The organism is Streptomyces bambusae, from assembly GCF_019400985.1.
GTDB lineage: Bacteria > Actinomycetota > Actinomycetes > Streptomycetales > Streptomycetaceae > Streptomyces > Streptomyces bambusae_A.
The window spans coordinates 1-20999 of the sequence record NZ_WTFF01000118.1 but is presented as its reverse complement, the minus strand read 5'-3'; the positions used below and the strand labels follow the sequence as shown (position 1 = coordinate 20999).

At 71.0% G+C, this 20999-nt stretch carries 18 protein-coding genes and 1 pseudogene; 11 read left to right on the top strand and 8 right to left on the bottom strand.

Annotation, left to right across the window (positions count from 1 at the left end; all coding sequences use genetic code 11):
- Window positions 1-84 precede the first annotated feature (84 nt).
- A complete protein-coding gene (locus GPJ59_RS17905; RefSeq protein ID WP_219668195.1) occupies window positions 85-771 on the top strand; it encodes a DUF998 domain-containing protein in 687 nt (228 codons plus the stop codon).
- Window positions 768-1745, top strand: coding sequence for an alpha/beta fold hydrolase (locus GPJ59_RS17900; RefSeq protein ID WP_219668194.1), 978 nt, complete (start codon window positions 768-770; stop codon window positions 1743-1745). Before GPJ59_RS17905 ends, GPJ59_RS17900 begins: the two co-directional genes overlap by 4 nt.
- Here the strand turns inward: GPJ59_RS17900 and GPJ59_RS17895 are convergent.
- The 4 genes from GPJ59_RS17895 to GPJ59_RS17880 form a co-directional block, all read right to left on the bottom strand.
- Window positions 1730-2149, bottom strand: coding sequence for a CBS domain-containing protein (locus GPJ59_RS17895; RefSeq protein ID WP_219668193.1), 420 nt, complete (start codon window positions 2147-2149; stop codon window positions 1730-1732). The genes GPJ59_RS17900 and GPJ59_RS17895 overlap by 16 nt on opposite strands.
- A 72-nt stretch (window positions 2150-2221) precedes the next feature.
- The gene (locus GPJ59_RS17890) at window positions 2222-2971 is read right to left on the bottom strand and encodes a DUF305 domain-containing protein (protein WP_219668192.1); all 750 of its coding nucleotides are present in this window, start codon (window positions 2969-2971) and stop codon (window positions 2222-2224) included.
- Window positions 2968-3633, bottom strand: coding sequence for a DUF3105 domain-containing protein (locus GPJ59_RS17885; RefSeq protein WP_219668191.1), 666 nt, complete (start codon window positions 3631-3633; stop codon window positions 2968-2970). The genes GPJ59_RS17890 and GPJ59_RS17885 overlap by 4 nt, the downstream gene beginning before the upstream one ends.
- Window positions 3634-3776: 143 nt before the next feature.
- On the bottom strand, window positions 3777-4091 hold the full coding sequence (locus GPJ59_RS17880) for a hypothetical protein (RefSeq protein WP_219668190.1): 315 nt from the start codon (window positions 4089-4091) through the stop codon (window positions 3777-3779).
- Window positions 4092-4312: 221 nt separating this feature from the next.
- Here GPJ59_RS17880 and GPJ59_RS17875 point away from each other — a divergent pair, with 221 nt between their 5' ends.
- The 8 genes from GPJ59_RS17875 (at window position 4313) to GPJ59_RS17840 (ending at window position 12882) form a co-directional block, all read left to right on the top strand.
- Complete coding sequence (locus GPJ59_RS17875) at window positions 4313-5674, top strand: glutamine synthetase family protein (RefSeq protein ID WP_219668189.1); 1362 nt, start codon at window positions 4313-4315, stop codon at window positions 5672-5674.
- 245 nt (window positions 5675-5919) lie between these two features.
- Window positions 5920-6507: a DUF4352 domain-containing protein gene (locus GPJ59_RS17870; protein ID WP_219668188.1), complete on the top strand. Its 588-nt coding sequence runs from the start codon at window positions 5920-5922 to the stop codon at window positions 6505-6507.
- 289 nt (window positions 6508-6796) lie between these two features.
- Window positions 6797-7054 carry a hypothetical protein gene (locus GPJ59_RS17865; protein ID WP_219668187.1) on the top strand — a complete coding sequence of 86 codons (258 nt, stop codon included), beginning with the start codon at window positions 6797-6799 and terminating at the stop codon, window positions 7052-7054.
- A 25-nt stretch (window positions 7055-7079) separates the two neighbouring features.
- The gene (locus tag GPJ59_RS17860) at window positions 7080-7820 is read left to right on the top strand and encodes an NUDIX hydrolase (RefSeq protein WP_219668186.1); all 741 of its coding nucleotides are present in this window, start codon (window positions 7080-7082) and stop codon (window positions 7818-7820) included.
- Window positions 7821-7823: 3 nt separating this feature from the next.
- Window positions 7824-8987: a 5'-methylthioadenosine/S-adenosylhomocysteine nucleosidase family protein gene (locus tag GPJ59_RS17855; RefSeq protein WP_219668185.1), complete on the top strand. Its 1164-nt coding sequence runs from the start codon at window positions 7824-7826 to the stop codon at window positions 8985-8987.
- Window positions 8984-10969: a hypothetical protein gene (locus tag GPJ59_RS17850; RefSeq protein ID WP_219668184.1), complete on the top strand. Its 1986-nt coding sequence runs from the start codon at window positions 8984-8986 to the stop codon at window positions 10967-10969. Before GPJ59_RS17855 ends, GPJ59_RS17850 begins: the two co-directional genes overlap by 4 nt.
- A gap of 88 nt (window positions 10970-11057) precedes the next feature.
- On the top strand, window positions 11058-11591 hold the full coding sequence (locus GPJ59_RS17845; RefSeq protein WP_374200862.1) for a hypothetical protein: 534 nt from the start codon (window positions 11058-11060) through the stop codon (window positions 11589-11591).
- Between the two features lie 382 nt (window positions 11592-11973).
- Complete coding sequence (locus GPJ59_RS17840) at window positions 11974-12882, top strand: DUF7019 family protein (RefSeq protein ID WP_219668182.1); 909 nt, start codon at window positions 11974-11976, stop codon at window positions 12880-12882.
- 27 nt (window positions 12883-12909) lie between these two features.
- Here GPJ59_RS17840 and GPJ59_RS17835 read toward each other — a convergent pair whose 3' ends face one another.
- Complete coding sequence (locus tag GPJ59_RS17835) at window positions 12910-15000, bottom strand: PIG-L family deacetylase (RefSeq protein ID WP_219668181.1); 2091 nt, start codon at window positions 14998-15000, stop codon at window positions 12910-12912.
- A gap of 574 nt (window positions 15001-15574) precedes the next feature.
- Between GPJ59_RS17835 and GPJ59_RS17830 the strand changes: the two genes are divergently transcribed.
- A complete protein-coding gene (locus GPJ59_RS17830) occupies window positions 15575-18616 on the top strand; it encodes a bifunctional [glutamine synthetase] adenylyltransferase/[glutamine synthetase]-adenylyl-L-tyrosine phosphorylase (RefSeq protein ID WP_219668180.1) in 3042 nt (1013 codons plus the stop codon).
- Window positions 18617-18619: 3 nt separating this feature from the next.
- On the opposite strand, the gene GPJ59_RS17825 is transcribed toward GPJ59_RS17830, so the two are convergent.
- The 3 genes and pseudogenes from GPJ59_RS17825 to GPJ59_RS37535 all read right to left on the bottom strand — a co-directional run.
- Window positions 18620-19540 (bottom strand): phosphatase PAP2 family protein, encoded by a 921-nt coding sequence (locus GPJ59_RS17825; protein ID WP_219668179.1) that lies wholly within the window; start codon window positions 19538-19540, stop codon window positions 18620-18622.
- A gap of 116 nt (window positions 19541-19656) precedes the next feature.
- Window positions 19657-20679 (bottom strand): LacI family DNA-binding transcriptional regulator, encoded by a 1023-nt coding sequence (locus tag GPJ59_RS17820; RefSeq protein ID WP_219668178.1) that lies wholly within the window; start codon window positions 20677-20679, stop codon window positions 19657-19659.
- Between the two features lie 26 nt (window positions 20680-20705).
- A pseudogene (locus GPJ59_RS37535) lies at window positions 20706-20999 on the bottom strand (hypothetical protein); the annotation flags it as partial.

Below are 20999 nucleotides of genomic sequence, written 5' to 3'. Positions count from 1 at the left end.
GGCGAGCGGCGGGCGGCCGGGGCCGGGGCCCGCCCCGCCGCGGGCGGCGCCGTGGCCGTGCTCCGCAGCAGCCTGGGTCCCGTCATGTCCAGCAAGGGCACACGGCCGGTCGCGGTGTTCCTGGCCCTCAGTGCCCTCGCGTACGCGGCCTGGGTGCTGGAGGTCGTGCTCTCGACCGGCCTCAACCCGATCGACACGTACGTCAGCGAGCTCGCCGCCCAGGACCAGCCGCTCGGCGGACTCTTCCGGGGGACCGACTTCGCCGCCGGCCTGCTGGCCTTCGCCGGCGGCGTGCTCGCCCTGGTGCGGCTGGCCAGCCATCCCGGCTCCCGCCGCCCGTGGGCGACAGCCGGCTGGGCCGGCATCACCCTCTTCGGCGCGGCCACCGCAGCCGACGCGTGGCTGCCGCTCAGCTGCAAGCCCACCGTGGACCCCGAGTGCGCCGCCCGCGAGACCGCCGGCCTCGTGCCGGCCACCCACGAGGCCCATGCCATCAGCAGCAGCCTCGCCATGTGCGGAGCGCTGCTGGCCATCGTCGCCCTCACCGTGGCCGCCCGCCGCTACGGCTGGTGGGGGCCGCTGGCCCGGACGGGCCCGGTGCTGGTCGTCGCGGAGGCGATAGCCACCGTGTGGACGCTGGGCGCGATAGCCCTGTTCACCGCCGGGCGCGGCACCTGGGCGCTGGGAGCCGGCCAGCGACTGGAGGTCCTGCTGGTGGCCCTCTGGCTCGGCCTCCTCGCGTACTCGGTCCACCAGGAGCGCCGCACATGACCCGGCCGCCCAGGCCGGTGGAGCCGCCGGAGTCGGTCCGGGCGCCGTACGAGGGGTTCGTGCGGGCCGCCGGCGTGCCCCTGCACGTGGTCGTCGAGGGCAGTGGGCCGGTGTGCGTGCTCAGCGCCGGCCTGGCCATGGCCTGGTTCGACTGGGACCCGGTGGTCCCGCTGCTGGCCCCGTACCGCACGGTGGTCCGCTTCGACCGGCCGGGCCACGGCCTGTCCGCGCCCGCCGACCGGCCGCCGACCGCCGCCGGCGAGGCGCACCGGATCGCGTCGCTGCTGGACGCGCTGGGGGCGACGGGCCCGGTCACCGTCGTGGGCCACTCGATCGCGGGGTTCCACACCGAGGCCTTCGCCCGGCTGTATCCGGAGCGGACCGCAGCCCTGGTGCTCGTGGACCCCAGCGTCGAGGAGGCGGTCCCGCGCACCCTGCTCCCGCCGCGGCTGCGCACCGCTGCCGCCCGGGCCCTCGGCGGCGCCCTTGCCGCAGGCGGTCTGCCGGCCTCCCTCGGGCCCTGGGCGCGCCGGGCGGCCGTACGGGTGTCGCGGACCGGCGGCCCCGACCCGGCCCCGCGCCCCCTGACCCATCGCTGCTACCGCACCGGCCGGGTCTGGCGGGGCGCCCTGCTGGAGAACGCCCGCTACCCCGACATGGCGGCCGAGGTCCTGGCCCTGCGCGGTACCCACCCGCTCACCGTCCCGGCCACCGTCCTCACCGGCTACGCGGGCCCGGACCGGGGCCCGGCCCTGACGTGGCTCGGCCGGCAGGCGGCACTGGCCGACCGGCTCGGGGCCTGGTTCGAGGTCGCCGAAGGCGCGGGGCACCTGGTCATGCTGGACCGCCCGCACCAGGTGGCGCGGGCGGTCCTGTCGGCAGGGGGACCTGCCGCTGGGTGCGCAGGGGGACCTGCAGGGGGGTCCGCAGGGGGACCTGGAGAGGAAAGCGAGGGGGATCAGCTCCCGGCGTAGACCTTCTCCACGAAGTCCGCGATCTGCTCCTCGCTCAGGTGCTTGGCCAGGTCCGCCTCGCTGATCATGCCGACCAGCTTCTTGTTCCTGATCACCGGCAGCCGACGGATCTGGTGGCTCTCCATCTCGGCCAGTATCTCGTCGACACCGGCGTCCGCGTCGATCCAGCGCGGGGTGCCCTTGGCCAGGTCCCCGCACGTCATCGCGGACGGGTCGCGGCCCTTGGCCACGCACTGGACCACGATGTCGCGGTCGGTGACGATGCCGCACAGGCGTTCGTTCTTGTCGCTGATCGGCAGCGCGCCCACGTTCAGCCGTGCCATGAGCTCCGCGGCCCGGTCCAGGGTCTGGGTCGCCGGGATCCATTGGGCCCCGGGGTGCATGATGTCTGCGGCGGTGGTCATCGGATCAACCTCCTGGAGACACGCCCGTACGGGTGAGAGGGCGTCCTCCCACCACCGTACGAGCGTGTCCGGCTAGCCGCGCGGCGCGGCCCCGCGTCGCCGCAGCATGTCCGCCATCAGGGTGATCTCGGACTGCTGTGCGTCGACCATGCCCTGGGCGAGATCCCGCTCCACCGGCGTCCGGCACAGCGTCGCGCAGGCCTGGGCCATGGCGACGCCGCCCTTGTGGTGGTCGGTCATCAGCTGGAGGAACAGCACCTCCGCGTCCCGGCCCCCCGCGGCGGAGAGCTGCGCGAGCTCCTCCTTGGTGGCCATGCCCGGCATCAGCGCGCCGGGCTTGGCCGCGACCCCGCCCATGGAGTGCCCGCCGTGCCCGGCGTGGCCACCGCTTCCGGACGACTGCCCCGCGTGCCCGGACCCGGACCCGGACCCGGAGCCCGAGGACTGCTCCTCGGCCATCCACGCCATCGGCTCCCGGTCCGCCGCCACCTTCGGCAGCCCCCACAGGTCCAGCCAGCCCAGCATCATGCCGCGCTGGTTGGCCTGGGTGTTGGCGATGTCGTAGGCCAGGGTGCGGACCGCCTCGTCCTGCGTGCGGTCGCGCACGATGAAGGACATCTCCACCGCCTGCTGGTGGTGGACCGCCATGTCCCGGGCGAATCCGGCGTCCGCCGAGCCGGTGCCCGGGACCGCGGCCGCGGCGTGGGCCGCGCCGCCGTCCTCGGCCGTGCCGCTGCCGGTCGCCGTGGCGACGGTGGCCACCGCCGCGAACAGCAGCGCGACCACGACGGCGCTCAGCGCCGCCCAGTACGTACGCTTCACTTGTCGCCCGCCAGCCCCATCGTGCAGGCGGCACCCGGCTCGGGGGTCTGCGGGCCCTGCACGTACTTGGTGAAGAACTGGTCCACCCGCGGGTCGCCCGCGCCGTCCACCGTGACCTGCTTGCCCCACGCGGACAGCATGATCGGTCCGGACTGCTCCTTGACCGGGCTCATCAGCGTGTACGGGGTCTTGGCCACCTTCGCGGCCAGCTTCTCGACGTCCGCCTTGTCGGCCTTGTCGCTGTACGTCACCCAGACCGCGCCGTGCTCCAGCGAGTGGACGGCGTTCACCTCGGGGACCGGGTTCGCGTAGACGTCGCCGTTGCAGTTCATCCAGCGCGGGTGGTGGTCCCCGCCGACCGGCGGCTTCATCTCGTACGAGACCGGGGTCTCGACGTGGTTGCGGCCCAGGTTCTTCGCGTCCCAGACCTGCTCGCCGGTGACCGGGGTGGTCCGGGCCTTCTCGACGGCCTCGGTGCGGGCCTTCTCCTCGTTCTTCTGGTCGATGAGGACGTACGACCCCCAGCCGACGAGGCCGCCGACCACGGCCACGCAGGCGGTGACGGCGAGGATCGTGTTGCGCCGGTCGCGGGCCTTCTCGGCACGGCGCATCTCGGCTATGCGCTCCTGGCGCGAGACCTGGGCGGTGTTCTTGGTGGCCATCTGTTCATGTCCTTCTGCTGAGGGGGGTGGAAGAGGTGGTGCGGGGCGTGACACGCGGGCGCACGGCGCAGGGCGGCACAGCACAGTGCGGCACAGCACAGGGCGCCGGGCGCACGGCGTACGCCGTACGGCCTACGCCCGGGTCAGTTCCGCAGCACCTGAAGGACATGCAGGTCAGGGGCACGAGCCAGGGCCCCCGGCGGCCTGATCGCCCCGGCCGCCTCCGCCACCGCGTGCGGCGGCGGCTCGGCGCGCGGGGGCAGGACGACCGGCGGGGGCACGGGCAGCACGCCGGGGGCCACGTGGGCGAAGGGGGAGCAGCCGGGCAGGTCGCCGGGGCAGACGTACGCGGCGGCGGACGAGGAGTGCCCCGGGGGATGGGCGGCCGCGGTCAGGGACTCGCCCCCGCCGGCCGTCCGGACGCACAGGAACAGCGCTCCCACCAGGGTTCCGAGCACGCACAACAGGGCCCCACGGCGTACCGAGGGACGCCGGTGGCGCCTGCGCTGCGTGTGCATGCGGCCCCCCATGGGCGCAGATGGTAATGCTCATGACGGCGCCGCCGTCAGAGCGGGGGTGCCGCGACCTGCACCGGGTGCGTAATGTGGCGGAAACCACTGCCCGCGATACTGGCCGGGCACGGTGGTGGACAGGCCGTCTGAACTGCGAGGATGAAGGCATGGACAAGCAGCAGGAATTCGTCCTCCGGACGCTTGAGGAGCGCGACATCCGCTTCGTGCGCCTGTGGTTCACCGACGTACTGGGTTTCCTCAAGTCCGTCGCGGTCGCCCCCGCCGAGCTCGAACAGGCCTTTGACGAGGGCATCGGCTTCGACGGCTCGGCCATCGAGGGCTTCGCCCGGGTCTACGAGTCGGACATGATCGCCAAGCCGGACCCGGGGACCTTCCAGATACTGCCGTGGCGCGCCGAGGCCCCCGGCACCGCCCGCATGTTCTGCGACATCCTGATGCCCGACGGCTCCCCGTCCTTCGCGGACCCGCGCTACGTCCTCAAGCGCATCCTGGCCAAGACCTCCGACCTGGGCTTCACCTTCTACACCCACCCGGAGATCGAGTTCTTCCTGCTGAAGGACAAGCCGCTGGACGGCTCCCGGCCGGTCCCCGCCGACAACTCCGGCTACTTCGACCACACCCCCCAGAACGTCGGCATGGACTTCCGCCGCCAGGCGATCACCATGCTGGAGTCGATGGGCATCTCGGTGGAGTTCAGCCACCACGAGGGCGCGCCGGGCCAGCAGGAGATCGACCTCCGCTACGCCGACGCCCTCTCCACGGCCGACAACATCATGACCTTCCGCCTCGTCATGAAGCAGGTCGCGCTCGAACAGGGCGTCCAGGCCACCTTCATGCCCAAGCCCTTCTCCGAGTACCCGGGCTCGGGCATGCACACCCACCTCTCCCTCTTCGAGGGCGACCGCAACGCCTTCTACGAGTCGGGCGCCGAGTACCAGCTCTCCAAGGTCGGCCGCTCCTTCATCGCGGGGCTGCTCCGCCACGCGGGCGAGACCTCGGCCGTGACCAACCAGTGGGTCAACTCGTACAAGCGCATCTGGGGCGGCTCCTCCCGCACCGCCGGCTCCGGCGGCGAGGCCCCCTCGTACATCTGCTGGGGCCACAACAACCGCTCGGCCCTGATCCGCGTCCCGATGTACAAGCCGGGCAAGATGGGCTCCTCGCGCATCGAGGTCCGCTCGATCGACTCGGGCGCCAACCCCTACCTCACGTACGCCGTCCTCCTGGCGGCGGGCCTCAAGGGCATCGAGGAGGGCTACGAACTCCCGGCCGGCGCCGACGACGACGTCTGGGCCCTGTCCGACTCCGAACGCCGAGCCATGGGCATCGAACCCCTCCCCCAGAACCTGGGCGAGGCCATCGCCCTGATGGAACGCAGCGAACTGGTCGCCGAAACCCTCGGCGAACACGTCTTCGACTTCTTCCTCCGCAACAAGAAGCAGGAATGGGAGGAATACCGCTCGGAGGTCACGGCCTTCGAACTCCGCAAGAACCTGCCGGTGCTGTAAGGGCAGGTCAGCAGCGACAACCCCACAAGCACGCCACCCCGGGCCGGCGGTCACAGACCGCCGGCCCGGAGCCGTCTCACCCCTCTGGGCCGCCTGCGGACCGTCGGCGCGGAGCCGCGGCCCCGTCCAGGGCGTCGCGACCTGCCGACGCACCTCTTCACCGCTTCGCCAAATCGGGAAAGTCCAGCGTCTCGCCCATCCCGACGCGGCATGATCGTCCTCCAGACGAGACACAAGGGGGACGGATGCGCATGCGCGCGGCTGCTCTGGGAGCAGCGATTCTCATGGGCGTGACTGCCTGCTCGGGTGCCGACGCCGACACCGACGCCGGGTCGAAGCCGAGCACCTCAGCGGTTCCGAGTTCGGCCACTCCCAGCCGCACTCCCAGCGCTCCAGCCGCACCGATCAAGCTCGGCGAAGCATTCGCGTGGGGGGACGCCGCGCGGAGCCAAGCGACCGGGACGACAACGGTGTTGAGCTACGAACAGCCGGCCAAGGGGAGCAATCCTCCGGGTGAGGGGCTTGGCGTCGAGGACGCGGTGTGGGCCACGGTGGAGGTGAAGGTGTGCAACGCACAGGGGCCCGACATCACGACCGACCAGCAGCCTTGGTCCCTCGCCTTCCCCGATGGCGCCCGGGTCCAGGTCACGGGGCTCAACGGCGGCGACCTGCCCAAGCCGGAGTTTCCGACGATGCCCACCGTGATCAAGGCCGGAGACTGCGTGCGGGGGAAGATCCCGTTCCCTGTGCCGAAGGATCAGCGACCTTCGAAGATCATCTACGCGCCCATGAGTGCTCCATCGCCGGTCGAGTGGGCAGTGCCTACTGCGTAGCCGCTCCTTCCGCACCTGAGCGGCATCCTGCCGGCGGCCCCCTATGCCGGCTCTTGACAGCAGCACAGGAGAGCCGCTGGCCGAGCTGCACCGCCCACGTACACGGAAGGTGCCAGGCGTAGCGCCATGGCCTGATCCCTGTCATTCATGGAGGACCTGCCACCCTGATTTCTGCGGGTCGGGGCTGACGTGTCGTCTCGGTGGGGTGCTTGTGCTGACGTCTGGCGCGCGACCACCCTCCTGCGGGCCGAACTGGGCAACTCCGGGCATGCACCGTCGCCTGTCCAGCATGTCGGTGGGCGAGGACATCGACTTCGTCTACCTCACCGACGTGGACACACCCCCGTCCGCCCGACCGTCAGCCCAGGCAGTCCTCCATGCCTTCCTGGAACGCAAGTACCCGTTCCCGAGCCGCTTCGAGGCAAGGCCGAACCGGCAGACCATGATCGGTCCACGCCTGACTGTGGAGCGGACGGCGACTGACCGCCTGGAGCGTCTCGGCGATACAGCATCAGCGGCCTCCGCATCCCCCTTCTTGTTAAAGTGACAGGAACCGAAGTACTGTAAGTGTCATGCAAGCTGACGTATGGTCACCCACGCCGGTCCTGCTGACGGTCGATCTCGTGATCCTGACGCTGCGTGAGGGGCGGCTGTGTGTCCTGCTCGTGGAGCGGGGCGAAGATCCCTTTCAGGGCGCGCTGGCCCTGCCTGGTGGATTCCTCAATCACGCTGGTGAGGAGATCCTGGCCGCCGCCCACCGCGAGTTGAGCGAGGAAACCGCTCTGGTTGCCGGGTGGGTGCATCTTGAACAGTTGGCCATCTACGGGGACGTAGGCCGTGATCCACGGGGGCGAGTCGTTTCTGTGGCCCACTTGGCGATCGCGCCGGGACTCCCCGAACCGATCGCGGGAACGGATGCTGCGGATGCTGCGTGGGTTCCTGCGGAAGCCGTCTTGTCCGGTGAGGTGGAGCTGGCTTTCGATCACCGCCGGATCGTGACGGACGGAATCGAACGCGCGCGCACCAAGCTCGAATTCTCCGCGCTGGCCACGGCATTCTGCGGAGAACTCTTCACCATAGCCGAGTTGCAGCAGGTGTACGAGGCGGTTTGGGGCACCGAACTCGACACCCGCAATTTCTACCGAAAAGTCCAGGCCGTAAAGGGGTTCATCATCCCCGCCGGCTCGGAACGTAGGACCACGGGAGGACGGCCCGCGCGGCTGTACCGGGCCGGACCGAAGACGGTGTTGTTCCCACCATTGATCCGACCTGCGCCGTCCACGACGGAAGAGGACACGAGAGGGGAAGGGTAAGACATGTCGCAAGACCTGGTGGTGATTCTCACCGCCCTCAATCTTGAGTACCAGGCCGTGCGCCGGAAACTGGCTGGTCCGCAGCTGCACCGTCATGAGCGTGGGACCCGGTTCGAGGTGGGAACCGTGCAGGGCACTTCATGTCGTGTCGCGCTCGGTCTGACGAACAAGGGGAATCATTCCGCCGCGGTGATCGCTGAGCGCGCGATGCAGGAGTTCTCGCCGGTGGCCGTGTTGTTCGTCGGCGTTGCCGGCGCCCTGTGGGACACCGCCAGGCTGGGCGACGTGGTAATGGCGACACACGTGTACGCCTATCACGGAGGGACCAGCGAGGACGACGGACTCAAGTCCCGTCCCCGGGTGTGGGAAACGGCGCACGGTATCAGTCAGCTCGGCTCACATCTGGCCCGCGTGAACGACTGGGCAGACGCCACGCCCGGTCACGGGCGCGCGCCGCAGGTGCGCTTCGGCGCGATCGCCGCCGGCGAGGTCGTACAGAACTCCAAGATCTCGGCTGAGGCGCGGTGGATCCGGCAGCACTACAACGACGCGCTCGCGATCGAGATGGAGGCCGCTGGTGTGGCGCAGGCCGGCCATCTCAACGGGGCACCGGTGGCCATCATCCGCGGAATCAGCGACCGAGCGGACGGTACGAAGAGCAGCGCGAAGGACCGTAGCTGGCAGCCACGGGCCGCGGCGAACGCGGCGGCATTCGCCACACGGCTGGCCGTGGAGCTGGTGGGAGAACAGGAGCAGATCGCAATGTCCCAGGCAGACAGGGCCCATACGGCTGACGGACTCAAAGAGCACGTCAGCAACACCGCCCATAACAGCACCGTCGGCATCATGGCCGGCTCGGTCAAGGAGAGCAGCGTCTATGTGAACGCGGACCCGAAGGCGACCCGTCCGGCGGACCTGGTCGCGGAACTGGACGGTTTCCGTGAGCACCTGAAGCGTCACCACACCGAGGGCGCCCTCGACGACGACACCTACCGAGAGGCACTGGCCGAGCTGGGCTTTGCCCGGCCGGCGGTAAGGGAGAACACTCCCGAATCATCCAAAAGGGCAACCATGGCACTCAAGAGGTTACGTGGTCTGATCGCAGAGTTTCCCGAGCTGGTGGCCAGGCTGGCACCACTGGTTGTTGCGGCGGGTGACTTGTCATGAACAACGGCAGTAGCGTCACGCACAATTCGGCCGCGTACGACTCCACCGTCGGAATCCAGGCCGAGACCGTACACAACTCCAACGTCTACTTCGTCCATCCGGATGCATCGCCTCAGGAAAAGTACAGGGTCGGTGTCCGGTTCCTGGAGGACGGCATCCCCAGCCGTGCTCGCGACATGATCAGTGACGCGATCGCCCACGGACACGACAACGCGGAGGTCCGCTTCCACTGGGTGCTCGCCATGCTCAGTGCACGCGCTTACCACGACCTCAGCACCGAAGAACTCCAGCGGCTGCACCATGCCTCCGGGCTGGTGCGAACCTACGCCGAGGGAGAGTGGAAGGACGCTCTGAGCGTCGCCTTCGAACTGCTGGCGATGCTCAGCGCCGCGGACGGCGAAGCAGGACGCGTACTGGAGCGGTTGCGGGCCCTGTCACCTCACCGGCGTGACGTGATCCTCCGCCACTTCGACCTCGTACTCACCGGTGGGCTGAAGGACTGCCTGTGGGCCGAGAACCGCGAGCGGGCCGAGGCAGCTCGCTTCGGCAGCGACCGGGTCCAACGGGTCTGGGCCTATTTCGAACCCGACCCCATTGGGCCACGGGCCCTGCCGCCCCGTCCGAGCACCGCTGCTGCTGCCCAGGCAGCCCTCCCGGTCCGAGCCGGCCTGTTCGTCGTCGTCACCGCATTCCTATGGATCTTGGCGCTGGTCGCGAATCCGGCTGCAGCAGTCATCGAGTTGCTGGTGGCGCTCGGTGCGGGCCTGACCGCGGCCCACTTCGGCCGCCGATGGTGGTACCAGGGACATCGGCTGGGGGCCGAGAACCGTGAGCCCCACGTTCCGCACACGCGCGATCCCGCCTCTACCGGGGACGGCTTCACCAACCGCGTCCGCCATTCGTTCGACTACTACTTCAGTGTCCGCGTGCCCCACGGATTCGCCCCGCACGAATGGCTCGGGCATACCGCCCACATCCGCAACAGCCTCGTCGCCGAGATCGCGCTTCTCTACCGCGAGAGCCGAATCAGCGTGGACCGGGTGAACTGGCTGATCCGCCATCTCGCTGAGGATGCCCGAGACCGCCACAACAACGGTACTCTGTTCGATCACCGCCACCAGAACCAGATGCTGGAGGTGGCGAAGGCGCTGTGCGTGGTCGCCCTCATCGCTCTAGGCATCACGACTCTGGCCCTGCTCGGAACAGTGGCCTCAGGCGCCGGTGAGTCGCAGATGCTGCTGGCCGTCCTGGCCGTAGCCGGTGCGGTCTGGTCCGGATACGCGGCTGCGTCCTCGTGGCTGGAGGCCTGGGGTGAAGAGCGCCGACTAGCCGAGGAAAGCCAGGAATATCAAGAGCGGCTGACCGCGCGGCAAGTCGCGTACCAGAACTGGAAGTCGTTCCTGGACGCCACGCGCCCCAGTGAGCTGGACATGGAGACCTGGCTCACCTGCGACAAGACGCTGTTCGTCGACGAAGCACTCCGCCATTACCAGCTCACCTGGCGCGACCTGATCACCCACACCATCCTGCTGACACCCGCACGCCCTTACAAGCGAGGGCGCGTGAAGCGCGGTCCCTGGCGATACTCGCGCTACAGCTTCCGTCTCTTCCTGGTCACACAGGATGGCGTTCGCGAAATCAGCACGGAATTCGATTTCACCGACGCAAAACGCGGGAACGAGCAGCGGAGCAACTACCGGTTCGACGCGTTGTCCTCCGTACAGGTCACGGAACGCACCGATGTCGGCTACGACCTGGAGCTCATCCTCACCAACGGGCCGGCCCGGAACATTCGCGTCAAAGACGCCGACAGCCATCAACTGGCGCCGGACGAAAACGCCCAGGAAATCGCCGAGATCAACCTGAATTCGGCTGGTTTCATCCACACCTTCCGCCTCTTGGAAGGAATCGCGGCGGACGGAAAGGGTTGGATCGAACGAAACAACCCCAACAACCTGCCATCCTTCCGTCCTGCCGACTGAGTCTTCCGGGCCTTCAGGGCGGGCAGGGGCCGGAGCGCCGGAGCCCTGCCCGCCCACTCATAGCCGGGACCCGAGCTTAGGAGTGGCCGTGTCCGCCGTAGAAGATGTCACCGAGAGCAGACTGCTGCTGGCCGAGTACGACCGCATCAAGGAGGAACAGAAAACCCGCATAGGATTCCGTGACAACCTCCTCTACTTCACGCTCGCCGCGTCCACCGCGGTCCTGGCGATCACCGTCGAGAGCAGGCAGGCTCAACTGCTGCTCGCTGTCCCCGCGATCTGTCTGGTCCTGGGCTGGACCTACCTGGTCAACGACGAGAAGATCTCGGCGGTCGGCTGCTACATCCGCGACCAGTTGGGACCGCGGCTGGCCGAGCTCAGCGGCGCCCACGGGGCAGTGTTCGGCTGGGAGATCTACCACCGCAACGATCCGAGCCGCGTCACGCGCAAGCGACTACAAGCCGCTGTGGATCTGTTCACGTACTTGGCCTTGCCGATGATCTGCGTGACCGCATTCTGGTTCTCTCCCGCCGCCCGGCCCATACTCGTGATCGTCTCCCTCGCACAGACACTTGCCCTGGCCGTACTGGGCTGGCAGTTCCTGCGCTATGCGGAGCGGTAGTGCTGCTCTGCGGAAGCCGGTCCCGCATTCGCCTGACCAGCGGAGAGGCATGAGAGGCACGGGGCTCCCATGTCAGGGGGCGCTAAAGTCGCGGCCGTGGGAGCGATTGAGATCGAGGTCGATCCGAAGCCGTGCAAGGCGTGTGATCGGCTGCTCGAACAGCGCAGGTGGTGGCGCCCGAAGCGTTCTGCAACTACAGGTGCCGCGTGAAGTACTGGGTGAGGGCGGCCTTCGCGTCCTTTCTGGACGCCTTCTAGGACCGGTTCGGACCCTGCCGCCGAGCTGCCGTACGCGTAAGGACGTGCGCGCGGCCGTCGTGCCCGTCACCCGGCCAGGTGCAATTGCGGCCGTTCGGCATCGGTGCCGCTGCGGTGATGAGACCGTGACCACCCAGGCGCTACGGTGCGCAGGCTGGGGTTCAGGGGAGGACCTTGCGGTGGGACGGGATGAAGCCGGGAGTTATCTGTACTGGTCGGATCGTCGCGTCGACGAGATCGCTTCCGACAACGGCGTGACCCTGGGGAGCCGGCTGAGCTGGACGATCAAGGCCGCCCCGCAAGGCATCGGGGCAGAGGTCGCGAACAGGGAGAGGGCAAGCCTCACCCGTCGCGAGAAGGCACTCAAGATCGAGAAGGTCATCGGCGACCAAGCCGTCTCCACCTTCCAGTCTCCGCCTCCCGCCCACTTCGCCAAGGGCGTCGGGCAGGTCAACATCGCGAGGTTCATCGGTGGACCCGAGCGCGACAAGGGGGCCATGCTCCACGTCAGGACGACCAGCGTCGGGGGCCGCCGTGTGGATCTTGTCCTTTTCGGTAGTCTGGACAACTTCCCCGGTCGGCCGTTTCGACCTTCGGATGCCCTCGACTCCGGCTGGTTCTCCTCCGCCTGGTACGCCATCGCGGAGCTCCTGGAGAGCCGCGGTACTCGGAACACGTCGCAGTGGGACACCCCGGAGTTGCTCTCCGTCGAGGCCCTGCACATCGCCCTGAACCAAGGCAGTGAGTCGCCTGGAACCGATCAAGAGGCTTGGACCCGCGGCCTCACCCTCGCTCACGCTCACGACTGTGAGTGGTTCGCCCAGATCTACACCGATGTCGTGTTGACCCCGGGGCGCTGGAACTTCGGCGACAACAGGAGCGGTGCGCACCGCATCCTGATCGGGGCCCCAGTCTGGGTGCGGACCGCAAGCCCGGAGTCGTTGATCCGCTACGCCGATCTGCGACGTGCGGCGGGCAGGCGGCCCCTCAGGCTTGCGTCTCTGGGGGGCCGTCGCCGGCGTGGCAGTGGTTAGTCGTTGGCGCAGCGCGGCTTCGGGGGCTTACGGCCGGATCGCCGGGCGCCACGTCGTGTGGGTGGGGCGGGTGGGGTCCTTGGTGGGGAGGGTTGAGGTGACGTGGAGTTCTGCGTCCAGGCCCAGGACGATCGTGGTCGCCGCGCCCGCCGGTTCGAGGATGCTGGCCGGGGCGCCCGCGTAGAGCATGCGGGACTCGTTCCAGGAGGGCGGTCCGCCCACGGCCGAGGTGCCGGCCGTGCCGGACTCGGCGCGGCCCGACAGGAGGCGGCCGGCGACGCTGACGGCGCCGTAGCCGGCGCGGCCGCCGGCCTCCGTGACGGTGGAGATGTGCGGTGCGGTGGTGCCGGACGCCGTGACCAGGGCCGTGCGGACCGTGCCCGAGTCGGGGCGGCGGAACCACAGCCGGACGCCCTCGCCGTCGGGCGTCGCCGTCAGGGGGACCGTCGTCGGCGGGAGCTGGGTCGGGAACGGGCCGAGGAGCGGGGCCGCGGGGGAGGGCTGGATCCAGGCGACGACGGTGCCGGCGGTGGTGGCGTAGACGTGCCGGCGGCCCGCCGCGTCGGTGGCGGTCACCGGGTCGCTCTGCAGGTCCTCGCCGCCCAGCCGGGCCCACGGCCCGAAGCCGCCGTCCGGCTGCTGCTCGCTCGCGCGCAGGGTACGGGCGGAGTCGCGCACGTACGCGGTGACCTTGCCGTCCGGGCCCACGGCCACGGCAGGGGCGCTGATGGCCGAGGTGCCGTCCTGGTCGGCGGCCTCCGGGGTGCCCAGCGACTGCCAGGCCTCGAACGGGCCGTCCGGCGCGGACTGGACGGCGTACACGACCTCGCGCCGGTAGTCCTGCGGGCGCTCGCCCAGGACGGTACGGGTGCCGAGGACCGCGACGCGGCCGTCGGGCAGGGTCGCGGCCGAGGCGCCCGGGTCGATGCCGGAGCCGGGCATCAGCGTCGGGCCGGCCCACTCGGCCTGCGGCCCGGTCCGGGTCCAGAAGGCCATGTGGCCGTCGAGGACGGAGAAGGCCCAGAGCCGGCCGGCCCGCCCCTCGGTGAGCCAGGAGGTGTGGTCGCCGCGCGAGTAGCGCATGCTGTGCACCCAGTCCCGGCCGGTGGGCTTGGCCGCGACCTTGCGGTCGCCGCAGCCGGCCGGGCTGCCGCAGTGGTTCTCGCGGTCCATCCACGCGTACGTCTTGAGGAAGCCGAGCTTGGTCTCGACGGTGGCGGGGTCGAGTACGTGCGGCAGGGCGCTGTTGAGGTAGCCGAGGTAGTTCTGCACCGAGAAGTGCGGGCGGTCGGCGACGGCCGCGTACCGTTCGGCGGCGGCCTGCGCGAAGCGGGCCCCGTACATGTGGTCCTGGTGGTCGGTGATCTTGCCGTCCTTGGGGAACTTCCCCGGCGTCGGATCCTGCATCCGTATCGTCGTCGGCTTGTACCGCTCCAGGATCCCGGCGATCGTCGCGACGGCCTGGTCCTTGGTGTACGTGAAGCTCTGCCTGACCGGGGTGCCGGAGGTGAGCTGGGAGCCCAGGGCGGGTATCCGGCCGTCCCACAGGCCGCGCATGCTCTCCGGGCGGTCGGCGCCGATGCTGCCGGCCTCGCGCATCTGGAGCCAGACGAGATTGATCTCGGGCTTGGCGACCAGGACGTCCACCTCGGCGAAGCCGCCGCCGGCGGTGGGTATCGAGGTGCGCTTCCAGGCGCTGGTGCGGTCGCCGGTGGCCATCTGGGCGTAGGCGGAGCGTATGCCGTTCTGGCGGGCCTCGGCGTAGGCGGCGTGGTCGGCGGGCTGGGCCGGGTCCTTGAGGTTGCCGCCGGCCTGGTTGATCCCGTCGGCCTCGCCGGAGGTGAGGTACGTGGTGGTGACCGCGGTGCCCGCGAGCACGGACCGGACGAGGTCGGGGTTCATGAAGAAGAGGTCGTCGTCGGGGTGGGCGACGATCTGCAGCACCGACCCGCCCGTGGTGCTCGCGCCGAGGGCCGGCGTCTGCGGGGTGCGCGGACCGGCGGCGGCGCGGTCGGCCGCGGATTCCTGGCCCTGGGCGACGGCGAGGACGCCGGCGGAGCCGGCGGCGAGCACGGTCAACAGGGCCGCGAGACGTATGTGGCGGCGGGCAACAGGCATCGGTCAGGCCCCCCCGAGGTCGTTCCGGTGCGGTTCCGGTGAGGAATTCCGCTAGTCGGTCAGATAGAGGTCATTTCGGGGAACTTGGTTCACCGAGTTCGCCGATGACTCCGCCTGTTCCGATATTGACCGGATCTGATTGTGCCTTGATCGGTCTGGATCGGGTTAATTGCCCAGGATGTGGGCGGGGGTTGGCGGGGCGGTTGGTAGTCATTTGTCCGTATTTGGCGACAACGGCCCTCCGGTGGGGCGGTGTTACGCAGATCACGTCCCGGGGGGTGGGGTGGGCGGTCGGCCGCCTGATTCGGCCACGCGCCGCACCGGCCGGCACCCCGGAGCCCGCTCGCACCTGTGACTTCGGACACGAGCCCCCGCCCTACGGCGCCGCGCCCCGCCCCACCCGTACGACCCGCCCCACGGCACCACGCCCACGCCCCCGCCCGCCCGCCCCGCGGTGCCGCCCCCCATCGCCCGGGGAAACGGCATAGGCTCGGCCGCAGCAGGCGGCACAGGCGGCAGGGCCCGCGCAGGGCCCGCGCAAGGCACGGGCAAGGGCGCGGAGGAAGGCGGCGGAGTGACGGTTCCCGGGCGGCGGAGTAGTACGTTCATGCGGCTGCTGCGCAGTGGGTTCACCGACCCCTCGGCCGCCGCGCGGCTGCTCGACGGCGACGCGCTGGCCGCCGTACGCAGCGACCCCGTGCTCCTCGACGCCCTCGGCGCCACCGCCGACCCCGACCTCGCCCTGCGCGGACTGGTCCGGCTCGCCGAGGCGCAGGGCGACGGCGACCGGCCGGCCTTCCTCGCCACCCTCGTCAGCGCCAAGCCGCTGCGCGACCGGCTGCTCGGGGTGCTCGGCGCCTCCGAGGCGCTCGCCGACCACCTCGCCCGCCACCCCCAGGACTGGCGGGCCCTGCTCACCTACGAGTCCGCCGACCTGCACCCCGGCCTCGCCGAGTTCGAACGCGGCCTCGCCCAGGCCCACGACCCCGTCGCGCTGCGCGTCGCCTACCGCCGCTGCCTGCTCTCCATCGCCGCCCGCGACGTCTGCGGGACCATAGACGTCGCCCAGACCGCCGCCGAGCTCGCCGACCTCGCCACCGCCACCCTGCGCGCGGCCCTGCGCATCGCCAGTGCCGCCGCGCCCGAGGACGCCGCCGCCTGCCGGCTCGCCGTCATCGCGATGGGCAAGTGCGGTGGCAACGAGCTCAACTACGTCTCCGACGTCGACGTCATCTTCGTCGGGGACGCCCCCCAGGGCCCGGCCGTCCCCGGCGGTGGACGCGGCGACAACCACCAGGGCGGCGCGGCCGGCGCCGACGAGGGCAAGGCCCTCCAGGCAGCCACCCGCCTCGCCTCCCACCTCATGCGGATCTGCTCCGAGGCCACCGTCGAGGGCTCCATCTGGCCCGTCGACGCCAACCTCCGCCCCGAGGGCCGCAACGGCCCCCTCGTGCGCACGCTCTCCTCCCACCTCGCCTACTACCAGCGCTGGGCCAAGACCTGGGAGTTCCAGGCCCTCCTCAAGGCCCGCGCGGTCGCCGGCGACCCCGAGCTCGGGGACCGCTACATCGAGGCCATAACGCCGCTCGTCTGGCAGGCCGCCGAACGCGAGAACTTCGTCGCCGACGTCCAGAAGATGCGCCGCCGCGTCGTGGACAACATCCCCGCCGCCCAGGTCGAGCGCGAGCTCAAGCTGGGCCCGGGCGGCCTGCGCGACGTCGAGTTCGCCGTCCAGCTGCTCCAGCTCGTGCACGGCCGCAGCGACTCCACCCTGCACTCCGGCACCACCCTCGACGCCCTGCACGCGCTGGCCGCCGGCGGCTACGTCGGCCGCACCGACGCCGCCCAGCTCGGCGACGCCTACCGCTTCCTGCGCGCCATGGAGCACCGCATCCAGCTCCACCGGCTGCGCCGCACCCACCTCGTCCCCGAGGGCGAGGCCGACCTGCGGCGCCTCGGCCGCTCCATGGGCCTGCGCACCGAGCCCGTGGCCGAGCTGACCAAGGCGTGGAAGCGGCACGCCTCCGTCGTCCGCCGGCTGCACGAGAAGCTCTTCTACCGGCCGCTGCTGGACGCCGTCGCCCAGCTCGCCCCGGGCGAGATCCGGCTGTCCCCGCGTGCCGCCGGCCAGCGGCTGGAGGCCCTCGGGTACGCCGACCCGGCCGCCGCCCTGCGCCACCTGGAGGCCCTCGCCTCCGGTGTGACCCGCAAGGCCGCCATCCAGCGCACCCTGCTGCCCGTCCTCCTCGGCTGGTTCGCCGACTCCGCCGACCCCGACGCCGGCCTGCTGAACTTCCGCAAGGTCTCCGACGCCCTCGGCAAGACCCCCTGGTACCTGCGGCTGCTGCGCGACGAGGGCGCCGCCGCCGAGAACCTCGCCCGGGTCCTGTCCGCCGGCCGCCTCGCCCCCGACCTGCTGATGCGCGCCCCCGAGGCGGTCGCCCTGCTCGCCGAGCGCGAGAGCCTGGTCCCGCGCGGCCCGGAGGCCCTGGAGCAGGAGATCCTGGCCGCCGTCGGCCGGGCCGAGACCGCCGAGGCAGCCGTCGCCGCCGCCCGCGGGGTCCGCCGGCGCGAGCTGTTCCGCACCGCCGCGGCCGACATCATCAGCTCCTACGGCACGGAGGACCAGCCCGTCGTCGCGGACGCGGGCGCCCTCGTCGACCGGGTCGGCGACGCCGTCTCCGACCTCACCGCCGCCACGATCGCCGGCGCCCTGCGCGCCGCCGTACGCGACCACTGGGGCGACACCCTGCCCACCCGCTTCGCGATCATCGGCATGGGCCGCTTCGGCGGGCACGAGCTGGGCTACGGCTCCGACGCCGACGTCCTCTTCGTGCACGAGCCCCGCGAGGGGGTGGACGAGCAGGAGGCGGCCAAGGCCGCCCAGGCGGTCATCGCCGAGATGCGCAGGCTGCTCCAGCTGCCGACCGCCGACCCGCCGCTGCTCATCGACGCCGACCTGCGCCCCGAGGGCCGCAGCGGGCCCCTGGTCCGTACGCTCGCCTCCTACGCCGCGTACTACCGCCGCTGGTCGCTGGTCTGGGAGAGCCAGGCCCTGCTGCGGGCCGAGCCCGTCGCCGGTGACGCCGGCCTCGGCCGGCGCTTCGTCGAGCTCGTCGACCCGCTGCGCTACCCGGCGGAGGGGCTGGGGGAGGACGCGGTACGCGAGATCCGCCGGCTCAAGGCCCGCATGGAGTCCGAGCGCCTTCCGCGCGGCGCCGACCCCGCCCTGCACACCAAGCTCGGGCGCGGCGGCCTCAGCGACGTGGAGTGGACGGTCCAGCTGATCCAGCTGCGCCACGCCTGGGCGGAGCCGGGCCTGCGCACCACCCGTACCCGCGAGGCCCTGGCCGCCGCCCAGGCCGCCGGGCTGATCGGGTCCGAGGAGGCGCAGATCCTGGACGAGGCCTGGGTGCTGGCCACGCGGGTGCGCAACGCGGTGATGCTGGTGCGCGGCCGGGCCGGCGACACCTTCCCCTCGAACACCCGCGAACTGGCGGCCGTCGGCCGCTACCTGGGCTACGGCGAGGGCCGGGCCGGGGAGATGCTGGACGACTACCGCCGCACGACCCGCCGGGCCCGCGCGGTCGTGGACGAGCTGTTCTACGGGGCGTGAGCCCTACGCCCGGCTGCGCAAGCGGCTGCGCAGGGCCTCGGAGAAGGGGTGCGGGCCCGTCTCGTCCGGGTGGCGGGGCAGCCGGTGGGGCAGGGAGCCGTACCAGGCGCGCGAGACGGCGTAGCCGAAGGCCAGGCAGAGCAGGCCGCCCACCGCGTCGAGCCAGAAGTGGTTGGCGGTGGCCACGATGACGACGAGGGTCGCCGCCGGGTAGAGCAGGCCCAGGATCCGGGCCCAGGGCGCGGAGGCGACCGCGAAGATCGTCAGGCCGCACCACAGCGACCACCCTATGTGCATGGAGGGCATCGCCGCGTACTGGTTCGACATGTGCTTGAGGTTGCCCGAGGCCATCGAGCCCCAGGTGTGGTGGACCAGCACGGTGTCGATGAAGGCGTGGCCGTTCATCAGCCGGGGCGGCGCGAGCGGGTAGAGGTAGTAGCCGACGAGCGCCACGCCGGTCGTGGCGAAGAGGACCAGGCGCGTGGCGGCGTACCGGCCGGGGTGGAAGCGGTAGATCCACACCAGCACGCCGATCGTCACGACGAAGTGCAGCGTGGCGTAGTAGTAGTTCATGCCGACGATGAGCCAGGTCACCGAATCGACCGCGTGGTTGACGGACTCCTCCACGGCGATGCCGATCCGGTTCTCCACGTCCCAGATCCAGTCGGCGTTGGCCAGCGCCACGGACTTCTGCTCGGGCACGGCGTTGCGGATGAGCGAGTACGTCCAGTAGCTCACGGCGATGAGCAGGACCTCGAACCAGATCCGCGGGCGCCGTGGCGCGCGCAGACGCTCCAGCAGACCGCGTCCGGACCCCGGGCCGTGCCCGGCCTCGGTCATGGCGGGTGACGAGACGTCCGTACTGGCAGTGCCCCCAGCGCCGGCTGGGGGAGTTTCCAGTGTCTTCACGCTCGATTCACCCATGGGGAGAGAGTCTGCCAGATGGCCCGCCCGCCCCGATCATCCCTCGGGACGGTCTTCCGTACGCGGCATCCGCCACAGGTACGACGTCCCCAGTAGGGGGGCGCCGCCGGTGGCGGCTACCTCCGCTCGGGGCCGGACGCGGTCGAGCCGCGGACGACGAGTTCGGGCAGGAAGACGAACTCGCTGTGCGGGGCCGGCGTACCGCCGATCTCCTCCAGCAGCGTACGGACGGCCGCCTGCCCCATGGCCTGCACGGGCTGGCGGATCGTGGTCAGCGGCGGGTCCGTGAACGCTATGAGCGGCGAGTCGTCGAAGCCGACGACGGAGACGTCCTGGGGCACCCGCAGGCCCTGCTGCCGGGCGGCCCGGATCGCGCCGAGCGCCATCATGTCGCTGGCGCACACCACCGCCGTGCAGCCGCGGGCGATCAGCGCGGCGGCGGCGGCCTGGCCGCCCTCCAGGCTGTAGAGGGAGTGCTCGACCAGCTCCTCCACCGCTTCCTCGGCCAGGCCGAGGCGCTCGCGCATCGCGAGCCGGAAGCCCTCGATCTTGCGCAGGACGGGCACGAAGCGCTTGGGGCCGACCGCCAGGCCGATCCGGGTGTGCCCGAGGGCGGTGAGGTGGGTCACCGCCAGGTGCATCGCCGCTCGGTCGTCGGGGGAGACGAAGGGGGCCTGCACCTTGGACGAGAAGCCGTTGATCAGGACGAAGGGGACACCCTTGGCACGCAGTTGGTCGTAGCGCGTCATGTCGGCGGTGGTGTCCGCGTGCAGTCCGGAGACGAAGATGATGCCGGAGACCCCGCGGTCCACGAGCATCTCCGTCAGCTCGTCCTCGGTGGACCCGCCGGGGGTCTGGGTGGCCAGGACCGGGGTGAAGCCCTGCCTGGTGAGGGCCTGGCCGATGACCTGGGCCAGCGCCGGGAAGATGGGGTTGTCCAGTTCGGGGGTTATCAGCCCGACCAGGCCGGCGCTGCGCTGGCGCAGCCGCACGGGCCGTTCGTAGCCGAGTACGTCGAGCGCGGCCAGCACGGACTCGCGGGTGCCCGCGGCCACACCGGGCTTGCCGTTGAGCACGCGGCTGACTGTGGCTTCGCTGACCCCCGCCTGGGCTGCGATGTCGGCAAGCCGTGCGGTCACGGGATTGGACTGTACCGGTCCGACGTTCACCTTGCCCACCACGTGCACGAATCGGGCGGCAGGACAACGGTGCGGCCGTCGGTCTCGACGGGGGCGGAGGAGAGGACGGGACGGCCGGGGGCGGGCAGTTCGACGCGGACCGAGGTGGTGTTCAGGGTGCAGGCGAAGCCGGGCCGGGTGAAGAGCAGGACGCCCTCGGGGGCCTGCCCCCACCGCATCCCCCCGCCCGGGCCGCCCGGCCGCGCACCGGCGGCCTGTTCGCCGGGCGGCGCCGCGTCCCGGGGCCCGGGCAGGTCGACCGCCTTGAGCGGGGTGAAGGA

What these genes read in the sequence shown, in the direction of transcription:
- GPJ59_RS17905 (WP_219668195.1), top strand. Translation starts at nt 85, where the DNA reads ATGTCCAGCAAGGGCACACGGCCGGTCGCGGTGTTCCTGGCCCTCAGT.
- GPJ59_RS17900 (WP_219668194.1), top strand. Translation starts at nt 768, where the DNA reads ATGACCCGGCCGCCCAGGCCGGTGGAGCCGCCGGAGTCGGTCCGGGCG.
- GPJ59_RS17895 (WP_219668193.1), bottom strand. Translation starts at nt 2,149, where the DNA reads ATGACCACCGCCGCAGACATCATGCACCCCGGGGCCCAATGGATCCCG.
- GPJ59_RS17885 (WP_219668191.1), bottom strand. Translation starts at nt 3,633, where the DNA reads ATGGCCACCAAGAACACCGCCCAGGTCTCGCGCCAGGAGCGCATAGCC.
- GPJ59_RS17875 (WP_219668189.1), top strand. Translation starts at nt 4,313, where the DNA reads ATGGACAAGCAGCAGGAATTCGTCCTCCGGACGCTTGAGGAGCGCGAC.
- GPJ59_RS17870 (WP_219668188.1), top strand. Translation starts at nt 5,920, where the DNA reads ATGCGCATGCGCGCGGCTGCTCTGGGAGCAGCGATTCTCATGGGCGTG.
- GPJ59_RS17865 (WP_219668187.1), top strand. Translation starts at nt 6,797, where the DNA reads ATGTCGGTGGGCGAGGACATCGACTTCGTCTACCTCACCGACGTGGAC.
- GPJ59_RS17860 (WP_219668186.1), top strand. Translation starts at nt 7,080, where the DNA reads ATGCAAGCTGACGTATGGTCACCCACGCCGGTCCTGCTGACGGTCGAT.
- GPJ59_RS17855 (WP_219668185.1), top strand. Translation starts at nt 7,824, where the DNA reads ATGTCGCAAGACCTGGTGGTGATTCTCACCGCCCTCAATCTTGAGTAC.
- GPJ59_RS17850 (WP_219668184.1), top strand. Translation starts at nt 8,984, where the DNA reads ATGAACAACGGCAGTAGCGTCACGCACAATTCGGCCGCGTACGACTCC.
- GPJ59_RS17835 (WP_219668181.1), bottom strand. Translation starts at nt 15,000, where the DNA reads ATGCCTGTTGCCCGCCGCCACATACGTCTCGCGGCCCTGTTGACCGTG.
- GPJ59_RS17825 (WP_219668179.1), bottom strand. Translation starts at nt 19,540, where the DNA reads ATGGGTGAATCGAGCGTGAAGACACTGGAAACTCCCCCAGCCGGCGCT.